Below are 19868 nucleotides of genomic sequence, written 5' to 3'. Positions count from 1 at the left end.
GACCGCCCGCAGCCCCCGCCCGCGCCGGGGTATTTGCGCAGGGCGACGGGCACGGGGGCCGCCCGTGCGGGGGCGGGGGTCCGGCCGCCTCGGCTTTCGTTGTTCTCGGCGGCACCGAACACCAGGAGGGCCGCAACGCGGCAACGGACGTCAGTCCAGGGTCGGGTAGTCGGTGTAGCCGCGGTGGTCGCCGCCGTAGAAGGTGGCCGGGTCCGGGGTGTTGAACGGACCGTCGGCGGCGAGGCGGCGCGGCAGATCGGGGTTGGCCAGGAACAGCGCCCCATAGGCGACCATGTCCGCGCTGCCGTCCTCGACCAGCTTCAGCGCGCCGGGGCCGGTGGCGTCGGGGTGGGTGAACGGGTTGAGGACGAACGTGCCGGGCCACGCCTTGCGCAGCGACGCGGTCAGGGCGCGGTCCGGCCCCTCCATGAGGTGCAGGTAGGCAAGCTCCAGGCCGGCGAGCCGGTCCAACAGCGCCCCGTAGACCTCGCCCGGGTTGTCCTCGGACATGTCGTTGTACGGGTTTCCTGGCGAGATCCGCAGGCCGACCCGGTGGCTGCCGATCGCCTCGGCCACGGCCGTGACGACCTCGACGGCGAAGCGGATCCGGCCCTCGACACCGCCGCCCCAGGCGTCGGTGCGCTGGTTGGTGTTGGGGGCGAGGAACTGGTGGATGAGATAGCCGTTGGCACCGTGGATCTCCACGCCGTCGAACCCGGCCTCAACCGCGTTGCGTGCCGCGGCGGCGAAGTCAGCGATCGTCTGCCGGATCTCCGCCTCGCCCAGCTCCTTCGGCACCACGAAGTCCTTCGGCCCCTCGTGGGTGTAGACCTGGCCCTTGGCGGCCACCGCCGACGGCCCCACCGGAAGCAGGCCGTCGGGCAGCAGGCTCGGGTGGCCGATCCGCCCGGTGTGCATCAGCTGCGCGAAGATCACACCCCCCTCGCGGTGCACGGCGTCGGTCACGGTCCGCCACGCCCGCACCTGCCCGGGCGTGTGCAGTCCAGGGGTGTCCGGGTAGCCCTGCCCGACCGGCGAGGGCTGGATGCCCTCGGTGACGATCAGTCCGGCGCTGGCGCGCTGCGCGTAGTACGTCGCCATCAGTTCTGTCGGCTCGGCACCGGGCCCGAAGGCACGGCTGCGAGTCATCGGCGCCATCACGACGCGGCTGGCCAGGCGCTTGCCGCCCAGGACGATCGGATCGAAAGCAGTGGTCATGGCCTCTTCCTCTGGATGAGTGCTGTTGTGCGGTCCGGGCGCACGCGGCCCGGCCCGCACGGGGCGATTACCTGTTCGGACAAGTAAATCACCTGTCCGAACAGGTAAAGTCGTCCACCCATTCCCCAGGTCGAATGTGAAGGGCGTCACACCTCACGGCCTGCTGTTTCCCGCTCCGAAGCGAGACAGGCCGCCGAAGGGCCTATCGACAGGTAGGATTAAGTTGATCGGGCAGGAAAGTGAGGAAGAGATGGCACAGCCCACACCGGAAGCCGGATGGGGTCCCACGGGAACGGGGCAGGAGGCAACCGTCCCGGTGCCGGCCGCGGCCGGCAGCGGCCCGATCAGTCACGCGATCTTCCGCCTGGCCCGATTGCACCGCATGTTCGCGGGGCAGCTGCTGCGCCGCATCGGACTTCATCCGGGCCAGGAGCTGGTCATGATGCACCTGTGGGATCTCGGCCCTCAGCGGCAGGCCGACCTCGTGCGCCTGATGGACTCCGACGCCGCCACCATGACCCGCACCGTCCGGCGCCTGGAGCAGGCCGGCTTCGTCCGTCGCCGCCCCTCCCCCACCGACAAGCGCGCGTCCCTCATCGAACCCACGGTGGCCAGCCATGCCCTGCGCCGTGAGGTCGAGCAGATCTGGAGCCGGCTCGAGGACCTCTCGACCGCTGATATGTCCGCCGAGGAGCGGGCCGCGGCCCTGCTCACCCTGCAACGCCTGGAGCACAACCTCGTGCAGGCCGCCGCCGATCCCGCGGGTACGGACGAGGAGCGATAACGCCTCGGCGGTGCCCATCTGTTGGGGCAAACCCCGGACCACTCGTCCTTGGCTACGGGGACACGCTGCCTCACGGGCATCCAGAGGGCCGGTCACGGGGCGTAAGGGTCAGGACGTAGGTGGGCGCGAAGGCCGTGCACGATTTCATCTGTAGTGCCGGCGGACACCCGTCGTTGTTCAGGCTGCCTGAGCAACCCGAAGACACCAGGACCACGCAGACTTTGGGGAAGATCGCTCATGCGCGGCACAACGTGGAAGTGCACATGGGCGAACCCTTCAACCTCAGCGAACTGCGCAACGTAGGTCTTGACGCACCCAGTCACGTCGTGGAGAGCCCGAGACAACCTGACCTGCCACATTCCCAGCGTCTCGGCCTCCAACTCGGTGAGCTCGTGGATGGCCGTCACATGGCGACGGGGCAGCAGCACCAGCCATCCAGGAAGTGCCGTGTCAAAAGCATGGGCCACCCGCCAATGCTGATCCACGACGATGCGCTCACGTAGTGGCAGATCGTCGAATCGTTCTTCCTGGCCGCAGGCGTAGCAGTTGGCTGTCGTCATGCCAGGAATCGTATGGCTCTGAGGTATCCGCCGACTTGACGCATTGGGCCGAAGTGAGGGGCCACGAGCCGCCGTTGCCCGTCACGCCAGCAGTACACGTTTCCGTAGGAGGGCGAAACCGGCTCGGTCGCGGAACGATGCCTGCGGCGAGGGTGTGGATGCTGGGCAGGTCGTCCTGCCGGACGGCATCGAGGCAGTCCGGCAGCCGCTCTCCCTGCCCGTCGGTCAGAACGACAGCGAAGGACCGGACGTGTGGCGCGATCCCGCTGGTAGCTTCCCGGGTCCGGAAGCAGATCGATCGGACGGCGGGTTTCGACGTCCACCAGCACGGTGCCGTAGTGGCGGCCCTTGCGGGTGGCGCGTGCCTCTACGCCGACCACCCGCGGCGCCGGGCACCTCGGGCTCAGACAGAGCGTCGACCAGGCGCATGACCGTGCTCCGGCTGACGGACACGCCGAGGACGGAAGCCGGCCGGGTGCCGGCCCGGCCGGCCAGGCCAAGACCGACTGCGGCCAGAGTGGAGCGCAGCCGCCCGGTGTGCCCTGGCCGTAGCTGCGGATGCGGCCGGGTACCTGCTCCGCGAAGGTACGGCGGAGACACACTGTTTTCCGGTACCGGAACCGCCGAACTCGTAGCTGGAGCACGGCTCTGCGTCAGGCGCTCGGGGGACGCTCAGACGTCGCTCACAGTGGCCCCTGCACGAAAGCTGAGCCAGAACCCCAGCCACGACGGCGATTGTTCACGGCTTCTTCAGATCGGCCGATGGGGGCGTGCCACGCGGGAGCCCGGAGTCCCCCGCGCGGGCACAGGTGGGGTCAGATACCGAACGGTGCGGCGAAGTGGACGGTTCCGGTGGGGAGCGGATGGCCGGCGTCGAGGCTGAGTGCCATCAGGGCGTCGTCCGGGACGTCGATGGCCAGGCCGATGCCGTGGTCAGAAGCACGGGTGAATCCGAACCGAGGGTAGTAGGTCGGATGGCCGAGGACGACTACATGGTGTTCGCCGCGTGACCTTGCCGCGGCCAGGGCCGCGCGGACGGCCGCGGTGCCCGCACCGGTCCGCTGCTGCTCGGGTCGGACAGCGCACGGGGCCAGGCACAGGGCCGGTGTGGTGTCGATATGGCAGCGTGTCAGCAGGGCGTGAGCCACCAAGTTGCCGGCCTTGTCCGCGGCGACGAGGGACAGGCCCTCGATCCAGGCGGTCGGATCGGCGCGCAGGGCGTCGACGAGGTCGGCCTCCGCAGAGGTGGGGAAGGCGGCGAGATTGATGTCGCGAATGGCGGGGACGTCGGCGCTGGTTTCGGCGCGCGTGATCCAGGTGTTGTCCATGCCGGTGGAAGATCCGTTTCAGGAGGTTGTCGTGTGGTAGGCCCCGCGAGCTCACGCTCCCAGCGAGGGCGGACAGGAGAGTCAGGCCACGGCTCGGGACGTGAGGGAGACCCGGGCACTGCACAGCGTGGCCTTGAACGCGGTCATCAACCTCACCTCCCTTGGCGTCAGCTCCTGATCAAGCACGACCCACCAACCATACACGGCTCCGAGTGCACACACCGGTACGCCGGCCTTGCCGCTGTCGAAACCGGGGACATCCAGAGCTCGGTGGTCGAATCCAGACGCCTCGCAAAGTGATGTCGAGTGCTTTCCACTGTGGTGGCCGGAGCCGTCCGGAGCCTGATACGCGCCCCCCAGGCGGCCCGGGTCAGCCCAGCCTCTCGTGGGCCGCGTTGAGGAAGGTGTTCATGGGTGCGCGCAGGTGGTTCCACGCGGCTTCGGACTCGCCGAGGTCCTCCCACAGGACATGGTTCACCGCGCTCGCGTAGTCCCAGGCGAGCTGGTAGAGCTCGGGCCCGATGAGGACCAGGATCATCCGCTCGCAGACCCAGAGGCGTTCGATGAGGTCCCGTTCGGCGGCGCGCCATTGGGGGGTGCAGCCGGAGGACCAGTCAGGTGCCCCGTAGCGTTCCTCGGCGAGGCGTATGCCCTGCTGCGTGAGCTGGATGAACTCCCGCACCACCTCGAGCCGTTCGGCACGGCGGGCCTCGGCCAGTTGCGCGGCCTGGCGCTGGTCCTCGCTGCGGGCGGCCTGGCGTGCGGTGGTCAGCTGGGCCAAGTAGGACATAGCTCCGCCGAGTACGACACCGATCAACGACGCCCAGACCTGATTCACCCGTTCACGCTAGCCGACAGGTGCGCTTCGTTCGCACAGCCGCCGGAAGTGAGGGGGAATCAGCTCGCTTGCCAGGTTTGACGACGGTGGCGCGGGCCGGGTACGGGGGCAGGTACGGCCGCAAAGCCCGCATCCGCCGAGGCCTCCTGTCTGCTCCCCCACGTGGCAGCGGTGACCGGCCCGCGCCGCAGCCGGGGACGCCGGCACCCCCAGGTCTTCGTCATCACCCAGGCGACGTGTGCGGTCCTGGGCAGCGCGAAGTGCCTGGCGGCGATCGCCGAATGGGCCGCCGATGCCCCAGCCCACCTGCTGATCCGACTCGGCGGGCCGCGCCGTGAACCGGACACCGGCCCGGCCGCCACGGCCGAGGCCGCCAACCGGCGTGTGGTCCAGAAAGTCGACGGCCACGCACTGGACGTTGCCATCGGTGCGTGGCCGGCCCAACGGGTGCGCAGCGGTGCGGCCGAGCAAAACGACCAACCCGCGCCCGCACTCGCGGTGGACGGCAAGACCGTGCGCGGTGCCCGCCGTCCCGACGGCCCGACGGCCCGCCCCACTGGACCTGGTCGGCCGCGTCGACCTCGCGGACACGATCACCCCTGTCCGCAGCCTCATCCGCAGAGCCTGGACCACTCACCGCTGGGACACCCGTCCCCGACGCAGCCCATGGCTGTTCACCGATCACCAGGGCACGGGCGTTCCGTCCCAGGAGAAGAAGCCACCCGTGGGGCCGTCGTCTGGCAGCAGGGCCAGGCGGAGGGCACCGTGCGCGGCCTCGGCCGGGTCACCGCCGGCAGCGGCGGCCCTGGGGTTGAGATCGGTGGCCCGCAGGCCGGGGGCGAGCGCGTTGACCTTGAAGCCGTCCTCGGCCAGTGTCTGGGCGTACAGAACGGTGAGGGCGTTGAGAGCGGCCTTGGACGACCGGTAGGCGGCGGCGCCACCGCTTCCCGGGGCGAATTGTGGGTTGGGGTTTGTACTCCAGGTCAGCGACGCTGTACCACTGGAGATGTTGACGATGCGGGGGTGCGGGGACCGGCGCAGGGCGGGCAGGAAGGCATTGGTCACCGCCACCACCCCGAACACATTGGTCTCGTACGTGCGCCGGTACTCCTCGACCGGGGTCTCCGCCGGTGGGGCGAGTGACGGTGAGATGCCCGCGTTGTTGACCAGCACATCCAGGCGGTTCACCCGAGCCGCGGCTTGTGCAATGGCGTCGGGATCCGTCACGTCGAGGACCAGCAGCCGGGCGCCGGCACCGATCTCTTCGACGGCCCGCTGTCCGCGCCCCGGATCGCGGGCGCCCACGTACACGGTGAGACCCTCGGCCGCGAGCAGCCGGGCGATGTGCTTGCCGATGCCCTTGTTGGCACCGGTGACCAGAGCTGTGCGATCGTTCATGCAAACTACGGTCCCCTGGCGGTGGGCACCCTGCCAGGGACAGTTTGTACCAGGCAGGCGGCGGGAGGTGGCATGGCGCGGCAGGAACTCGCCCGCTTCCTGCGGGACCGTCGGGCGGGCCTCCGTCCGCACGAGGTCGGCCTGACGACGAGCACCGCCCGCCGTACGCCGGGCCTGCGCCGCGAGGAAGTGGCGGTGCTCGCCCATATGTCGGTCGACTACTACACGCGGCTGGAGCAGGCCCGGGGCCCGCGGCCGTCGGCCCGGATCCTTGACTCGCTGGCCCAGGCACTGCGCCTCACGTCGACCGAGCGCAGCCACCTGTTCCGTCTGGCGGGATCGCCACCGCCGCCCGGCAGCAACGCCGTGCGGCGGGTACGCCCGCACGTGGCCCGGATGCTGGAGCGGCTGCCGGAGACCGCTGCCATCGTCACTGACGCGACGTACGGCGTCGTCGCCTGGAACCCCCTGGCCCAGGCACTGCTCGGTGGCGACCTCGCCGGCGGGACAGCAAACCTGGCCCGGCGCCGCTTTCTGGGCGAGCGACAGATGCACGAGAGCTCCAAAGCCGAGGAGTTCGGGCACATCGTCGTGGCGCGGCTGCGCCGGGCCGCTGACCGCTACCCGCGCGACCCACAGCTCACCGCCCTGCTGGCTGAACTGCACGCCGGCAGCGAGGAGTTCCGGCAGATCTGGCAGACGCATCCGGTCCACGCTCCCGGGCACCGCACCAAGACCCTGAACCACCCGGAAGCCGGCCCGCTGCGGTTGAACTGCGACGTCCTGCTGGTGCCCGAGGATGACCAGGAAGTCGTCCTGATCACGGCAGACCCCGGATCACCATCCGCGCGGGCCCTGCACAGGCTGGCCAGGCAGGTCGCCTGAGACCGATGCCTCCTGGAGATGCTCGCCGCACCCTGCCCGGCATGTCAGATGGGCCCGCACGTGGGCGCGAGCCGCATACGAAGTCTGGGAACCGGGCCGTGCGATCCGCTGCCTCGGGGCGTGATACGGGGCGTGATACCCGAGGTCAGGACGTACAGGGCCCGGCAACTGCACGTGGACTTGCCTCCCGCTGCCCAGACCGGCGGACTCGGCCGTGATCATGTGCCGTTCACCGACGATCGGTCGGAGCTGGCCTCGGGATCGTGGGAGTCGAAACGCATGACTGGATTGGCTCTGTGCGCAGTTCCACGCCTGAACACGCCACATGCAGGGCGTTGCACGGGCTCACCGCCGGGCGACGTCCAAGCGTGAGAAGTGCTGGGGTTTGATCTCCCAGCCACTACCCGCGAGGCCCAGGGTGAGTCGGCCGTGGGACCAAGTGCCGCGCACCCTGATCTCCTCGGGCCTGAGGTGGCCGCGGGTGGTGAACGCAATACGCGCCCCGCGCTGTTCGAAGTGTGCCGTGTGAACACCTGAAATAGGCGTTTCGCGTCGCAGCCACCTCGCGAGTGCCTCGGCGTCCTCGGGCCGGGGTGCAGGGCGCACGAGCACGTCGAGGACGGTTCCGTCTTCGTAGAACCGGAACACCTGCAGATCCGCGGCGAAGATGCCGCTCAACGGCGTAGGTCTCCGGCCGCCGTTCCGACTGGGCATGGCGCCTCTCCGATCTCATGGCGGCCCGGGCACCGACCCTACCGGCGGACAGTCTGATCCAGACCCTCGGACCCCACCCGGTACTCAGCGGGTCACCGGACCTGCTCACCCTGATTCCCCGTCCGCACGGGTCGGCCGTGTCGCGCACAGTAGCTGTGGGTGACATTCAGCCCGCGCCGTCGGCCAGGCGATCCTCGGCGAGGATGCACTGGACGCCGGCGGCCGAGAGGCGCATCCCTTGTTCCTGGCCGAGGCGATGACGAGCTGTGCCGTACTGCCTGCTGCGGCAGGAGAGGTACCCCGAACTGCGTGAGGCGGTACGGCACAACGAGCTCGTGTTCGTGGACCTGGATCCGCTGTGGGTGGCCGAGTGGAGCCGGTCGCGGGGGTCAGCCCCGGGGCAGGAGGAGGCGGGACAGGACGGCGGTGGCGAGGAGGAGGGCGGCGACGGCCAGGAGGCCGATGCGCATGCCTGGGAGCGAGAAGCCCCCGCCGGGGCCGGGGAGCAGACTGCCGAAGAGGGCGACTGCAAGCGCGCCTCCGGTCTGACGGAAGGAGTTGAGCAGCCCCGACGCGGTCCCCGCGCGCTCTCCAGGGACGGCGTCCATCAGGAGCGCGGTCAGCGCGGGCACCACGAGCGCCCCGCCGACGCTCAGCGGCAGCAGCAGGACCAGCACCAGCCACACCGGGGTGTGCGCGGCCAGCGGCAGCATGGCCAGCATCGCTCCGGTGAAGATCAGCTGACCGGCGACGATCACCGGCCGCCGCCCGATCCGCTCCGCCAGCCGCGGCGAAACCAGGTTGGTCGCCGTCACCACCGCCGACATAGGGACGAACATCAGCCCGGCCGTGATCCCCGACATCCCGCGCAGCTGCTGGTAGTACAGCCCGAGGAGGAAGACCCCGCCGTAGAAGGCCGCGTTGACAGCGAAACCGACCGCCAGCGGGACAGCGACCCGGTGGTCCGTCAGCATGCCCAGGGGGACCATGGGCTGGCGGTGCCGGGCCTCCACCACGCGGAAGGCGAACCCGGAGGCGACGGCGAGCGCGGCGGCGACCAGCACGGGGCCGCTGGTCCAGCCCAGGTGACCGCCCTCGATCACCGCGAAGGCCAGCCCGGCGAGGGCCAACACGGCGGTGAGCTGGCCGCCGCTGTCCACCGCGGCGGGCCGGCGCGCGGAGCGCGGCACCCGGACCAGCAGGCCCAGGATCACCGCGCCCACCGGAAGGTTGATCAGGAAGACCGCCCGCCAGCCGGCCGACTCGGTGAGCAGCCCGCCCAGCACCGGCCCCGCGGCCATCGCCACCGAACCACCGACCGTCCACAGCGCGATGGCGCGGGCACGCGCCCGGGCGTCCTCGTAGGCCTGCCGGATCAGAGCCAGCGAAGCCGGCATCACGACCGCGGCTGCGCCGCCCTGCGCCACGCGCGCGCCGACCAGCACGCCGATGCCGGGCGCCAGGGCGCAGCCGAGGGAGGCGAGGGTGAACAGGGCCACGCCCCAGGCGTAGGCACGGCGGGCGCCCGCACGGTCGGCGAGGGCGCCGGCGGACAGCATCAGGGCCGCGAACATCAGGGTGTACGCGTCCACCACCCACTGCAGTCCGGTCATCCCGCCGTTCAGGGACCTCCCTATCGCGGGCAGAGCGATGTTCACGGCCGAGACGTCGATAGTGATCACCGTGAAGCCGAGCAGCGCAGCGACCAGCGCGGTGCCGCCACGCCGCGGCACGGTGAGGGCGTCGGCGGGCGGCGCGGCTGGTCGGGACCGGTGCGGCTGTCGTCGCCGGAGCGTGGGCGCAGACGACTGCCGACCGTGCCCGTGGGCGGGCGCGGTGGACGCGGAGGTGGCAAGGACAGGGACGGATCGCATGATGAACTCCTTGGTAAACAAAGGGAAATGACTGCACATCGGAGAGAGTCGGCGGGCGGCCTCAGCCTGCCGGGGCCGCGGTCCTGTGCCTCGCACGCCCTGGGCTCCGGCGGCCGGGCCGCCCGCTGCGAGAACAACTCTCCGCCCTCACGTGGGCGCCTGGCAGACCGGGCTGTTCCCGGGGTGCGGCGTTCCAGGTCCTGACAGGGCCCCCCACGTCCCCGGTCCACCTGCCACAATGGGCCGAATGGCAGCAGCAGACCCACGGGGCACCGAACTCGGCAGATATCTGAAAGCCCGCAGGGCGCAGGTCCGGCCGGAGGACGTCGGCCTCCCGGCCGGCGCGGGACTGCGCCGTACTCCCGGACTGCGCAGGGAGGAACTGGCCGCGCTGGCCGGAGTGAGCGTCGACTACTACATCCGTCTGGAGCGCGGCCGGGAGACCAACCCCTCCCCCGCCGTCGTGGACGCCCTCGGCCGCGCCCTGCGCCTGCGCGGCGACGCCTACGAACGCCTCCACGAACTCGCAGAGTTGGCCTCCGGACGGATCGGTGAACTGCCCGCCTCCTCCGAACACGCCGTCCGCGACTCGGTGCTGCGGATGCTGGAGTCGGTGCGTCCGCTCCCCGCCTACGTGGTCAGCCGCTACAACCGCATACTGGCGGCGAACCCGCCCGGCCGTCGACTGCTGCCCGGACTCTGGGACTGGCCGCAGGAGCAGCGCAACCTGACCCGCTATCTCTTCCTTCACCCGGTCGGCCGGACGCTCTATCAGCCCTGGGAGGAGACCGTCGCGCTCTCGGTGGCGCATCTGCGGGCCGTTGCCGGAGCCGATCCTGATGATCCCGAGCTGACCGCGCTCGTCGGTGAACTGGTGGTGAAGTCACCGGAGTTCGCTCGGCTCTGGGAGCGGTACGACGTCTGCGAACGCGGCGGAGGGCAGAAGTCCTTCCGGCATCCGCAGGTCGGACCGATGACCCTGACCTACGAGGTCATGCAACTGGCCCGGACGGGCGGCCAGCGAATGGTGGTCTACCAGGCAGTCCCCGGCACCCCGGACGAGACCGCCATGCTCCGCCTGGACTCCGCGGGCGCCCGACCGGAGTCGGTACCCTCGGAACATCCGGAGCCAGCCGACGAGCCATGCCCCACCGGCACGCTTTCCCCGGCCCACACCTCCGCCGGCTGAGCCTGGCCCCCCCGGACGGAGCCGGCAATTCCTGGAGGTCTTCGTCGGCACCGCGCAGTTGCGCGGTGCCGACGCTTCACGGAACGACGCTGGCCTTCGATCATGACGAGGGCGGTCGGCATCCCGCCCTTCGACCAGCCGAACATGCCTATGCGGTGCGCCACTTCGAGGATGTTCACCGCAGAACACTGCTCCATCAACGAGTTGGCGCGTCAGCCGTTGCGGGCGGCCCCTGGGCCGGTGATGCGTTTGAGCAGAGGGAGGGTCGAGGCGATGATGCCCAGCGAGGCGACGAGGCCGAGGGCGACGAGCGCGTAGTACGCCGCGCCCGGCGACACCAGGTCGTAGTGCATCTGCGATTTCAGGAACAGGGCGGAGGCGGCGAAGGCCGTACCGATCGAGATCGCAGCCACCGCCAGCAGCGGCAGCATGCTCTCCAGGCCGATCACCCGCTGCAGCAACCGCAGCGGCGCGCCGGTGAGCCGCAGCAACGCGAACGCGCGTCGGCGATCCGACAGTCCCGCGACGACGCTCACCGCCAGGCTGCAGCCTGCTATCGGCAGGGTGGTCAGCAGCACCACGTTGGCCAGTTGCCGCCAACCGGCCAGCTCTTGCTGCAAGTTGGTGCCCCAGTCGCCCACCGTGCGGGCCTGTTGGTGCGGGTAGGCGGTGGTGAGCAGGGTCCGTACGCGTTCCATGGCGGCTTTCGACCCGTCGGTGGGCACGTAGACCATCTGCACGGGCAGCCTGGCGAGGGCGGCCGTGCTGATCGAGGCGGCGCGCCACTGGTCCGGCCGCGACTGCAGGCTGACGAAGGCGTAGAAGTCGACGGCCGTGGCGCTCGCTCCGGCCGGGCAGCGGCCGACCATCGGGGTCTGCGCCAGGTCGGAGCAGGACACCAGCGCAGGCGCCTCCGGGCGGGGATCGGTGGGATCCTTGCCGATGCCGTCGGGGTTGGCGTGAACGACGGCCACGCCCCGCACGCCCGGGATCGCCCGCACCTCGGTGAGCAGCCGTGCCGGGATGGCCCCGGCCAGCGGCGCCTCGCCGTCGCCGCCGTCCTCCACAACCGTCCGGGTCTGCCGGTCGCCGCCCAGTGTGCCTCGGTAGTCGTTGATGGTGCCGATGATGCTGACTGTTGCCGTGGTCACGAACAGGGCCAGGACGAGGCCGCTGACCGCGCGGAAGCCGGTCTTCGGGTCGTCGGCGAGCCGGCGCACCGCGATCAGGGCGGCCGGGCGTCGGGTGCGCCGGGCCACCGCCCGGGCGGCGGTCATGGTCAGCCACGGCCCGGCGATCACCAGGCCCAGCATCACCACCAGGAATCCCGGGAGGTAGGCCGCCGTCTGGCCGTTCCCGGTCGCCGGGCGGCGGCCTGCGAAGACGAAGTACGCCAGCTCGGCGAGGCCCGCCAGCAGCGGGATCAGCCGCCAGGCGCGCGGCGGGCGCGGGGTCACCCGGCGGGTCACGCCGAGCGGGGAGATGGTGACCCGGCGCAGCGCGAGGCGCGCCGCGATCGCCGCCGCCACCGGCACGCCGACGACGACGCCGAGGGTCTGCGGGGTGCTGAGCGTCAGATCCGCAAGGAAGAACCGCTGCTGCCCGGTGAGCGGAATGGTGGCGACCAGCGGGCGCAGCGCGGCGTAGAGCCCGAAGCCGGTCACCGTCCCGGCGGCCGCCGCCAGCGCGGACTCCACCGCCGAGATCACCGACACCTGCCGGGGAGTGGCGCCGACCAGCCGCATCGCCGCGTACCGCTGCTCGCGCGTGGCGGCGGACAGACGGGTCGCGGTGGCGATGAAGATCAGCACCGGGAAGATCAGCGCCCCGGCCACCACGGAGGAGATGAGTGTCATCGCGTCGCCGCGCACGGCGTTGTCCCAGCACTCGTTGTCGCAGGTGGATGGCCGGGTGTCGGCGATGGTGGTGACCGCTCTCGCTCCTGGTGCGCCCTTGATCTGGGCGGGGTTACGGCCGATGACGGCGATCAGCGAGTCCGGGGAGGCCAGAGCGGCGTCGCCGATCGTGCCGGTGAGACGCCCGGGGAAGCGGTCGCCCAACTGGTCGGCCGGGGTGTCGCGGATCAGCTGGGCCAGCGCGGGGGAGGCGTAGTACTCGCCGGGCGCGGGCAGGTGCGTCAGGCCGGGCGGGACGGGCGAGTTGGGGCCGGTCGCGGCGACGTCGACCTCGGTGAGGGACTTGCCCTCGTAGTAGTCGCCGTGCGGCCACCACCACAGCCGGTCCGCCGACGCCCGCTCGGTACGGCTCGCGGCGCCGGTGTCGAGCCACACCTGCCGCTGGTTCGTCCGCTCGACGGCGTTCATGCTGGCGAAGGTCGACAGCAGCAGCCCGACGCCGATGGCGACCGCGGCGGCGATCATCGCCAGCCGGGCGACCGCCTCCCGGCCGCCGCTGACCGCGAGGCGGAGCGCGAAGGCGATCACGAGGCGATCCGTCCCGTCGTGAGCAGGCCGGCCTTGCCGTCCCTGACGATGGCCTCCCGGTCGGCGTGCGCGGCGACCCGGGGCTCGTGGGTCACCAGGACGACGGTGGTGCCCTCCTCGTGGGCCGCGTCCACCATCAGGTCCATCACCTGCTCACCGGTCAGCGAGTCCAGGGCCCCGGTCGGCTCGTCGGCGAACAGCACCTTGGGCCGGGCCACCAGACCGCGGGCCAGCGCCACCCGCTGCGCCTGACCGCCCGACAACTCCCCGGAGCGGCGCCGCTCCAGGCCGTCCAGGCCCAGCCGGGCGAACCAGGGCCGGGCCTCGGCGAGCGCGGCTGCCCGGCGCACGCCGGCGAACAGCAGCGGCAGGGCGACGTTCTCCTCGGCGGTCAACTCGGGGACGAGCTGGCCGAACTGGAAGACGAAGCCGAAGGTGTCGCGGCGCAGGGCGCTGCGCTCGGCCTCGCTCAGGGTGTCGATGCGGCGTCCGTCGAAGTGCACCTCGCCCGAGTCGGGGGTGAGGATGCCGGCCAGACAGTGCAGCAGCGTGGACTTGCCCGAGCCGCTGGGTCCCATCACGGCGAACACCTCGCCGGCCTCGATGGCCAGGCTGGCGCCGCGCAGGGCGGGGGTCTCGCCGAAGGAGAGAGTGAGGTCGCGAGCCTCGATCAGGGCGGTCATGTGCGCACCGCCGCTGCGAGCTTGTCCATCCGGGCCGTGGTCAGCTCGATCCATCGCAGGTCGGCCTCCAGGTGGAACAGTCCGTGGTCGGCGAGCAGGGCGTCGATGATCGGGCCGGTGCGGCGCAGCTGGTTCAGCTCGTGCATGCGCTGCAGATGGGCGGCCCGCTGGGTGTCGAGATACTGCTGGGCGTCGCGGCCGAGCATCAGGGCCAGCACGACTTTGGTGAACAGCACGGTCTGCAGGTTGGGCTCGGGGGCCACCGGCTCGGCGAGCCAGGTCTCGAACTCCGTCGCCCCCGCCTCGGTGATCACGTAGCGCTTGCGCTCGGGGCCGACTCCGGGCTCCGCCTCGCCGGCGATGACCTTCCCGTCCCGCGCCAACCGGCCAAGGGTCGTATAGACCTGCCCGTACGGCAGCGGTTTGCCGCGGTTGAAGAAGGCGTCGTAGTCGCGCTTGAGGTCGTAGCCGTGGCTCGGCTCCCGCTCCAGCAGCCCCAACAGGGTGAGAGGAACACTCATGCGAGGACCATACACCGGAGATATACTCTGAGTGTATATCTGCTGAGGGTGCATACTGGTCGTGGGGCCTCGCATCCGTTCGCGGGCCGGTCACCGGCGGCCGGCCAGTCGCCCTGAGCCGACTGTCAGGCACGCTGGTTCAGAGCGTTGGTCAGCGCCCGGTCGGCGGCTCTCGTGCGGCGGCGAGTTCGGCATCGCGTGCTTCCAGCCGGCTGAGGGCTCGACGTTGTGTTCTTCCACGCTGGTGACCGTGCGCCGGAGTTCGTCGATGTCGCCGAAGGCTTCGAGACCCGGCCCGCGCCAGACCTGCTCGCCCAGTGCTTCGGACAGCCGCTTCACCCGTTGCTGGATGCGGGCGGCAAAGCATGTGTTGCGGGCGACATGCGGGCCCTCGATACCGCACCCTGCCGCACGAGAGGAGGCGAGCAGGTACATGCCGTCGCGGCGCAGCCCCAGGGCCTCCCCGATCCGCAGGACCGCGCAGGCCTGCCAGGTCGGCGACAGGCATCGGCGGATCGCGGTTGCTCGGCGTCGCCTCCCAGCCGGCGCAGCAGGGTCCGGGACTCGCGATCGCCAACCGTTCCGCCGCGCCCCGGGTCCCCACCTCCGTGTGACCGGCAACGCCGTCCGGTGTGCCTGGCTGGGCGTCCACCGGATACACCACCCCGGTGGACGGGCTCGCGCCCGATCGGCAGGACCCTGCCGCAGGCTACGGCCGGCCCAGCAGACGCGCGGCCGGGTCCACGGTCGACGGCCTCCGTGTCTGCGTGGTCGGCGCGCCCAGACGCCGGGCGATGTGGCCCTTCCTCCGCCTCCTCGGCGCGCCGCGCAACCCTCCGGCCCGGACCGGACCGCCCACACCGGACCGCCCGCACCGCCTCGCCATGCCCAAGCCTCTTCGCACGCCGCCGCCACAGCACGGCCCAACGACAGCGCCGCGGGCAGGGGTGCACGCCACAGGCGGTCCTGCCGGGCGACCGCTGCGTCCACCCGGCGCCGGAACCAGCCGGGCCGGGAGAGGAACACCACACAACCAGGCGGATCCCGATCACGGCATACGTCCGACGGGCGTACGCCGCTGCCACCCGTGCCCACCAGCGAGCCGGGCGGGCGCGGGAGCCGGATTTCTCGTAGATTGAAGAGCGAGCGACTGGCAGGCAATGCGTGTGACACCGGAGATCGACTACCCAGGGGTGTTCGCAGCCCTTCCGAGCCCGTGCCTGGTGCTCAGCACGGACTTGGTGATCGCCGACGCCAACCCGGCCTTCTGCGAGGTGACCGGACGGAGCAAGAGCGAGCTGCTCGGGCAGTACCTCTTCGACGCCTTCCCGGACAACCCCACCGATCCGGAGGCCGACGGGGTGACGACGCTGAAAGCCTCACTGCACCGTGTGCTGTCCTCCCACCAGACGGATCACATGGCTCTGCAGAAGTACGACATCCCGGTCCCCGGCAACCCGGAGGTGTTCAAGGAGCGGTGGTGGACCGCGATCAACGTGCCCGTCCTCGGCCCGGACGGAAATGTCGCCTGGATCATCCACCGGTCCGAGGACATGACCGATGTCGTCCGCTCCCGCCGCACGGCGCACCTGCCGTCGGTCAGCCCCGGCCGGGAAGCGGCGATGGAGGCCGAGCTGTACGCCCGGGCGCGGCAACTGCAGCAGCTGAACGAGGAACTGCGGCAGGCCCACGCCCGTGAACGGCGCATCGCCGTCGCCCTCCAAGAAGCCATGCTCCACTCCCCGGACCTGGCCCGGCACCCGAATATCGCCGTGCGCTACCTGCCCGCGACCGGATCACTGAACGTGTGCGGCGACTGGTACGACGCGGTCGACCTGCCTGCGGGCCGCTTCACCGTCGCGGTCGGCGACGTGGTCGGCCACGGACTGACGGCAGCCACCGTCATGGGCAGGCTCCGCAGCGCGCTGAGCGCCGCCACCCGCACCGTCCACGGCCCCGCCCAAGCCCTGGAGGTCCTGGGCCTGTACGCCCGCTCGGTCGAGGGAGCACTGGCCGCCACCGCCGTCCAGGTCCTCGTCGACGTCCACAGCCAACTGCTCATCTACAGCAGCGCCGGTCACCCCCCGCCCGTCCTGCTTCACCCGGACGGCTCCTGCGTGCTGCTCGACCAGGCCACCGACCCACCGCTGGGCGCCCGCCCCGACCACGTCCCCCGTCCCCAGGCCAACGCCACCTACACTCCCGGCGACACCCTCATCCTCTACACCGACGGCCTGATCGAACGCCGCGACGAGGACATCGACACCGGCCTGGCCCGCCTGACCGCCATACTCGCCACCTGCACCGAGTTCGGCGCGGAACACCTCGCCGACGCCCTCCTCGCCCGCCTCAACCTCGCCGGCGGCGCCGACGACGACATCGCCATCGTCGTCGTCCGCCTGGACCGAACGACCCGACCGTTCTGACCGGGCCGATGTCGTCGGAGGGGATCGGCGTCCACGACCGCCCGGGCGAACGCTCCCGTGGAACCACGCCGAGGAAGTCCTTCGTGAGACGGCGGTCATCGCGCTCCGCCGACACCGCTCGGAGGCAGCGGCAGGGAACGGGCGCCCGCCTCCGCATCGTCCTGTTCGGCGGTCCCGTCCGCGGGCAATCTCACCGCCGCCCGCCACGATTTCGAGGGGGTCCTCATGTTACGGTGGAGTGCATGAGTGACCGTCCCGTCCCGTTCGCCGAAGCTCCGGCCAAACCGTTGCGCCGTGACGCGCAGCGCAATCGGGATGCGATCCTGGCCGCTGCGCGTGAGGCGTTCGCCGCCCAGGGTCTGGGCGCCTCCTTGGAGGGAGTCGCCCGCGAGGCCGGCGTGGCGATCGGAACCCTCTACCGCCATTTCCCCACCCGGCTCTCGCTGGTCGAAGAACTCTTCGCCGTGAAGTTCCTGGATCTGCTCGAGGCCGCGAAACAGGCCGCCGCGATGGACGACGCCTGGCAGGGGTTCTGCTACTACCTGGAGAAATTCTGCGAACTTCAGGCCTGTGACCGCGCCTTCAACGACCTGGTCTCGGCCCGGCTGCCCACTCATGTGCTCACCAGCCAGGTCCAGGAGCAGGCAAGGGAACTGTCCGGCCAGATCTTCCACAACGCACAGCAGCGGGGCGTCGTGCGCAAGGACGTCACACCAGAGGACATCGCTTTCGTGATCTGGTCCCAGGCGGGCATCATCCAGGCGACCCGCGCCGTGGCCCCCAACGCCTGGCGCCGCCACTTGCACCTGATGCTCGACGCCTTCCGCGCCGAGTGCGCCCACGAACTGCCCGAGCCGCCGCTGACGCCTCAGCAGGTCGAACAGACTCTGATCTCCTTGGAATGCCCCCGTGAGGAATGCCCCGAGTGCGACGAGGGGGAATGATGCGGCCGGGGCCTCGCGGCGCGCGGGGTTCCCGGCGCCGCTGACCGGTACGGGGCTTCCGCCCAAGGCGACAGACACCCGCGACTGACGGGCACCGGACAAGCCCGACGCCTCGAGCCTGATGATCAGGCGCGAGGCGTCACTGCCGCACCAGGGGCCGGGCTGAAGATCCGCTCCACCGTCCGGTCCTCGCCGACAGGGTGAAAGTCAGCACGGACGGCATACGGATCGCCGGGCTCGTACCGCAGTCCGATGCGCAGGTACACCGACAGGTCGTGCGCCACGACAGGCCGCACCGGCAGTTCGCACACCCCGCTTCGCAACGAGTTCACAGCCCTTGCTCCGATGGTCCAGCGTGACCCGCACCGTTGGTCACAGTGCGCCGTAGGCCGACGGCCGGACCAGCACGAGCTGGTCCGCATACCAACGGTCGACATCGACGGCTTCACGGAGCTGGTCCACATACCAACGGTCCACACCAACGGCTTCACGGAGCTGGTCCACATACCAGCGGTCCACACCGACGGACTCGCGGACCGGGGTCCCGCCCGTCCACCTGCCTTCGTGCCGGACGTACAGTCGGCGCCCGTCCGGACCATCGTCGCGTTCACCCTCGTGTCCACGCCCATGACGACCCGGGAAAGAGACCAAGCCACCGGCCTTCTCGGGCATGGCGTCGGCAACCTGGCCATGGGCAACAGGTGCCGCAATCGCCGTCCCAGCACTGCCGAGCAGGGCTCCGCCCGCGATCGCGGCGGCGGCGACGGCGACCTGGACACGCGCAAGCAACCTCTTCATCGTCATCTCCATGTCTCGTGCGTGACCGCGCAGGCAGGCGGTCGGCCTCTTCCGTTGGGCTGCGATGCACGCTCGCAGCAGTTCGTCGTGGAGCCGCCCGAACCAAACGGAGGAGGCCCTCATGTTCGACGTTGTCAGCGTAGTCGAGGGGTCCCTCATATTCGCGGTGAGGCTTGTCACAGCAGGTCACGCATCCCCTTCTGGCGTCACGGCCCTGGCGAGACAGCGAGAGCGTGCCTTCGCTCCGAACGCCCCGCTGGTGCTCGCCGGGCCCACAAAGGCCGGGCGTCCGGGCTCACCCCGCCCGTCGACTGAGAGGCGACGGGTTTCGTCCTGTGCGGCGACGGCCTGCCACCGTGTATGTCCGGCCGTTCAAGATGCGGGGGGGGTGATTCCCGTGCACGGCGACGGCTGGGCACACTCCAGCGAAGAACGCCCGACATGCTGAGTGACCTCGACGACGCGGGGCAGACCGGGTGCGAGGCGTCGGCAGCTCCGGCTGATCGTCAGTCATACAGGCGGGCGGGCTGTGGTGGTGCGGTGCAACAGCGGAGCAGAGAAGGGCCAGCTGAGGAGGTCTCGTCTTCCAAGGTGGTGGCCTTTTGCCGTTTCAGGCGCTGCCCCAGCAGGCACAGGCCGGTGTGCCGTACGAGTGAATCCAGCCGTCCGTTGATTGGCGGTCGGCGTGCCGGCGGGAAGGCCGATCTGCATACCGGACAAGTCACGGGCAGGGAGCGCCCCTATGCCGAAGTTCCTCATCCACGCCACCTACACGCCCGAGGGGACGAAGGGCTTGCTCAAGGAGGGCGCGAGTGGCCGCCGCGCCGCCGTCGACCACGTCGTCGCCGGTCTCGGCGGGACGGTCGAGGCCATGTACTTCGCCTTCGGAGAGGACGACCTCGTGTGCATCCTCGACCTCCCCGACCCAGTCTCCATGGCCGCCGTCAGCCTCAGCGTCAAGGCCAGCGGCGCACTCCACACGCGGGCCACTCCCCTCCTCACTCTCGAGGAGATCGACGAGGCTACGCGCCGACGGGTCACCTTCCGCCCTCCCGGCGCGTGAACCCAGATGGCCGGAAAGGTCGCGCATGATGCGTGCCAGGTCGTGCATCGAAAGTAGATCTTGAGCTGTGGATGATCTCGGTTCATGGGGCGGGGAGATCTCACGGATGAGCAGTGGGCGGTCCTGGAGCAGTCGTTGCCGAAGAGGAGGGATGTGGGGCGGCCGCCGCCGGTCTGGTCCCGACGGCAGTTGATCGACGGC

General features: G+C 70.7%; 18 protein-coding genes and 2 pseudogenes. 8 read left to right on the top strand and 12 right to left on the bottom strand.

What is annotated here, in order from left to right; genetic code table 11:
* Positions 1-150: 150 nt before the first annotated feature.
* Entirely contained in the window at positions 151-1218 is a 1068-nt protein-coding gene (locus tag ABT288_RS23245) for an alkene reductase (protein WP_351610891.1), read from the bottom strand.
* A 250-nt stretch (positions 1219-1468) separates the two neighbouring features.
* Between ABT288_RS23245 and ABT288_RS23240 the strand changes: the two genes are divergently transcribed.
* A complete protein-coding gene (locus tag ABT288_RS23240) occupies positions 1469-2002 on the top strand; it encodes a MarR family winged helix-turn-helix transcriptional regulator (protein WP_351610889.1) in 534 nt (177 codons plus the stop codon).
* 92 nt (positions 2003-2094) lie between these two features.
* On the opposite strand, the gene ABT288_RS23235 is transcribed toward ABT288_RS23240, so the two are convergent.
* The 3 genes from ABT288_RS23235 to ABT288_RS23225 form a co-directional block, all read right to left on the bottom strand.
* Positions 2095-2562 carry an HIT family protein gene (locus ABT288_RS23235; protein ID WP_351610888.1) on the bottom strand — a complete coding sequence of 156 codons (468 nt, stop codon included), beginning with the start codon at positions 2560-2562 and terminating at the stop codon, positions 2095-2097.
* Between the two features lie 815 nt (positions 2563-3377).
* Positions 3378-3890 (bottom strand): GNAT family N-acetyltransferase, encoded by a 513-nt coding sequence (locus ABT288_RS23230; protein WP_351610885.1) that lies wholly within the window; start codon positions 3888-3890, stop codon positions 3378-3380.
* Positions 3891-4260: 370 nt separating this feature from the next.
* On the bottom strand, positions 4261-4728 hold the full coding sequence (locus tag ABT288_RS23225; RefSeq protein WP_351610883.1) for a hypothetical protein: 468 nt from the start codon (positions 4726-4728) through the stop codon (positions 4261-4263).
* A 162-nt stretch (positions 4729-4890) separates the two neighbouring features.
* On the opposite strand from ABT288_RS23225, the pseudogene ABT288_RS23220 reads away from it, so the two are divergent.
* Positions 4891-5151, top strand: a pseudogene (locus ABT288_RS23220) (transposase family protein); the annotation flags it as partial.
* Positions 5152-5409: 258 nt separating this feature from the next.
* On the opposite strand, the gene ABT288_RS23215 reads toward ABT288_RS23220, so the two are convergent.
* Positions 5410-6126 (bottom strand): SDR family oxidoreductase, encoded by a 717-nt coding sequence (locus tag ABT288_RS23215; protein WP_351610881.1) that lies wholly within the window; start codon positions 6124-6126, stop codon positions 5410-5412.
* A gap of 72 nt (positions 6127-6198) precedes the next feature.
* Here ABT288_RS23215 and ABT288_RS23210 point away from each other — a divergent pair, with 72 nt between their 5' ends.
* Positions 6199-7011, top strand: coding sequence for a helix-turn-helix transcriptional regulator (locus ABT288_RS23210; protein WP_351610878.1), 813 nt, complete (start codon positions 6199-6201; stop codon positions 7009-7011).
* Positions 7012-7356: 345 nt separating this feature from the next.
* Here ABT288_RS23210 and ABT288_RS23205 read toward each other — a convergent pair whose 3' ends face one another.
* Together ABT288_RS23205 and ABT288_RS23200 are read right to left on the bottom strand one after the other, a co-directional pair.
* On the bottom strand, positions 7357-7689 hold the full coding sequence (locus ABT288_RS23205; protein ID WP_351610875.1) for a hypothetical protein: 333 nt from the start codon (positions 7687-7689) through the stop codon (positions 7357-7359).
* Positions 7690-8114: 425 nt separating this feature from the next.
* Positions 8115-9599 carry an MFS transporter gene (locus ABT288_RS23200; protein ID WP_351610872.1) on the bottom strand — a complete coding sequence of 495 codons (1485 nt, stop codon included), beginning with the start codon at positions 9597-9599 and terminating at the stop codon, positions 8115-8117.
* 247 nt (positions 9600-9846) lie between these two features.
* Between ABT288_RS23200 and ABT288_RS23195 the strand changes: the two genes are divergently transcribed.
* Positions 9847-10788, top strand: coding sequence for a helix-turn-helix domain-containing protein (locus ABT288_RS23195; RefSeq protein WP_351610870.1), 942 nt, complete (start codon positions 9847-9849; stop codon positions 10786-10788).
* Positions 10789-11000: 212 nt separating this feature from the next.
* Here ABT288_RS23195 and ABT288_RS23190 read toward each other — a convergent pair whose 3' ends face one another.
* The 4 genes from ABT288_RS23190 to ABT288_RS23175 form a co-directional block, all read right to left on the bottom strand.
* Positions 11001-13232, bottom strand: a complete 2232-nt coding sequence (locus tag ABT288_RS23190; RefSeq protein WP_351610867.1) for an ABC transporter permease — start codon at positions 13230-13232, stop codon at positions 11001-11003.
* A complete protein-coding gene (locus ABT288_RS23185) occupies positions 13229-13915 on the bottom strand; it encodes an ABC transporter ATP-binding protein (protein WP_351610864.1) in 687 nt (228 codons plus the stop codon). The genes ABT288_RS23190 and ABT288_RS23185 overlap by 4 nt, the downstream gene beginning before the upstream one ends.
* Positions 13912-14436, bottom strand: a complete 525-nt coding sequence (locus ABT288_RS23180) for a PadR family transcriptional regulator (protein WP_351610861.1) — start codon at positions 14434-14436, stop codon at positions 13912-13914. Before ABT288_RS23180 ends, ABT288_RS23185 begins: the two co-directional genes overlap by 4 nt.
* A 90-nt stretch (positions 14437-14526) precedes the next feature.
* Positions 14527-14871 carry a hypothetical protein gene (locus tag ABT288_RS23175; RefSeq protein WP_351610858.1) on the bottom strand — a complete coding sequence of 115 codons (345 nt, stop codon included), beginning with the start codon at positions 14869-14871 and terminating at the stop codon, positions 14527-14529.
* Between the two features lie 725 nt (positions 14872-15596).
* Here ABT288_RS23175 and ABT288_RS23170 point away from each other — a divergent pair.
* A complete protein-coding gene (locus ABT288_RS23170; protein WP_450862497.1) occupies positions 15597-16862 on the top strand; it encodes a PP2C family protein-serine/threonine phosphatase in 1266 nt (421 codons plus the stop codon).
* Positions 16863-17104: 242 nt separating this feature from the next.
* Positions 17105-17806, top strand: a complete 702-nt coding sequence (locus tag ABT288_RS23165; protein ID WP_351610855.1) for a TetR/AcrR family transcriptional regulator — start codon at positions 17105-17107, stop codon at positions 17804-17806.
* A 372-nt stretch (positions 17807-18178) separates the two neighbouring features.
* On the opposite strand, the gene ABT288_RS23160 is transcribed toward ABT288_RS23165, so the two are convergent.
* Complete coding sequence (locus tag ABT288_RS23160) at positions 18179-18616, bottom strand: hypothetical protein (protein ID WP_351610853.1); 438 nt, start codon at positions 18614-18616, stop codon at positions 18179-18181.
* Positions 18617-19346: 730 nt separating this feature from the next.
* Here ABT288_RS23160 and ABT288_RS23155 point away from each other — a divergent pair.
* The gene (locus ABT288_RS23155) at positions 19347-19667 is read left to right on the top strand and encodes a GYD domain-containing protein (RefSeq protein ID WP_351610850.1); all 321 of its coding nucleotides are present in this window, start codon (positions 19347-19349) and stop codon (positions 19665-19667) included.
* An 84-nt stretch (positions 19668-19751) separates the two neighbouring features.
* Positions 19752-19853, top strand: a pseudogene (locus ABT288_RS23150) (IS5 family transposase); the annotation flags it as partial.
* Positions 19854-19868: the final 15 nt, after the last annotated feature.

The sequence above is a fragment of the Streptomyces sp. NPDC001093 genome (assembly GCF_040298985.1).
Taxonomy (GTDB): Bacteria; Actinomycetota; Actinomycetes; order Streptomycetales; family Streptomycetaceae; genus Streptomyces.
Note: the sequence above shows the minus strand (reverse complement) of the source record. Positions and strands in the feature narration are given on the sequence as shown.

Coding starts and splice junctions, on each gene's coding strand:
- ABT288_RS23245 (WP_351610891.1), bottom strand. CDS start 1,218: ATGACCACTGCTTTCGATCCGATCGTCCTGGGCGGCAAGCGCCTGGCC.
- ABT288_RS23240 (WP_351610889.1), top strand. CDS start 1,469: ATGGCACAGCCCACACCGGAAGCCGGATGGGGTCCCACGGGAACGGGG.
- ABT288_RS23235 (WP_351610888.1), bottom strand. CDS start 2,562: ATGACGACAGCCAACTGCTACGCCTGCGGCCAGGAAGAACGATTCGAC.
- ABT288_RS23230 (WP_351610885.1), bottom strand. CDS start 3,890: ATGGACAACACCTGGATCACGCGCGCCGAAACCAGCGCCGACGTCCCC.
- ABT288_RS23215 (WP_351610881.1), bottom strand. CDS start 6,126: ATGAACGATCGCACAGCTCTGGTCACCGGTGCCAACAAGGGCATCGGC.
- ABT288_RS23210 (WP_351610878.1), top strand. CDS start 6,199: ATGGCGCGGCAGGAACTCGCCCGCTTCCTGCGGGACCGTCGGGCGGGC.
- ABT288_RS23200 (WP_351610872.1), bottom strand. CDS start 9,599: ATGCGATCCGTCCCTGTCCTTGCCACCTCCGCGTCCACCGCGCCCGCC.
- ABT288_RS23195 (WP_351610870.1), top strand. CDS start 9,847: ATGGCAGCAGCAGACCCACGGGGCACCGAACTCGGCAGATATCTGAAA.
- ABT288_RS23185 (WP_351610864.1), bottom strand. CDS start 13,915: ATGACCGCCCTGATCGAGGCTCGCGACCTCACTCTCTCCTTCGGCGAG.
- ABT288_RS23180 (WP_351610861.1), bottom strand. CDS start 14,436: ATGAGTGTTCCTCTCACCCTGTTGGGGCTGCTGGAGCGGGAGCCGAGC.
- ABT288_RS23175 (WP_351610858.1), bottom strand. CDS start 14,871: ATGTACCTGCTCGCCTCCTCTCGTGCGGCAGGGTGCGGTATCGAGGGC.
- ABT288_RS23170 (WP_450862497.1), top strand. CDS start 15,597: ATGCGTGTGACACCGGAGATCGACTACCCAGGGGTGTTCGCAGCCCTT.
- ABT288_RS23165 (WP_351610855.1), top strand. CDS start 17,105: ATGAGTGACCGTCCCGTCCCGTTCGCCGAAGCTCCGGCCAAACCGTTG.
- ABT288_RS23160 (WP_351610853.1), bottom strand. CDS start 18,616: ATGGAGATGACGATGAAGAGGTTGCTTGCGCGTGTCCAGGTCGCCGTC.
- ABT288_RS23155 (WP_351610850.1), top strand. CDS start 19,347: ATGCCGAAGTTCCTCATCCACGCCACCTACACGCCCGAGGGGACGAAG.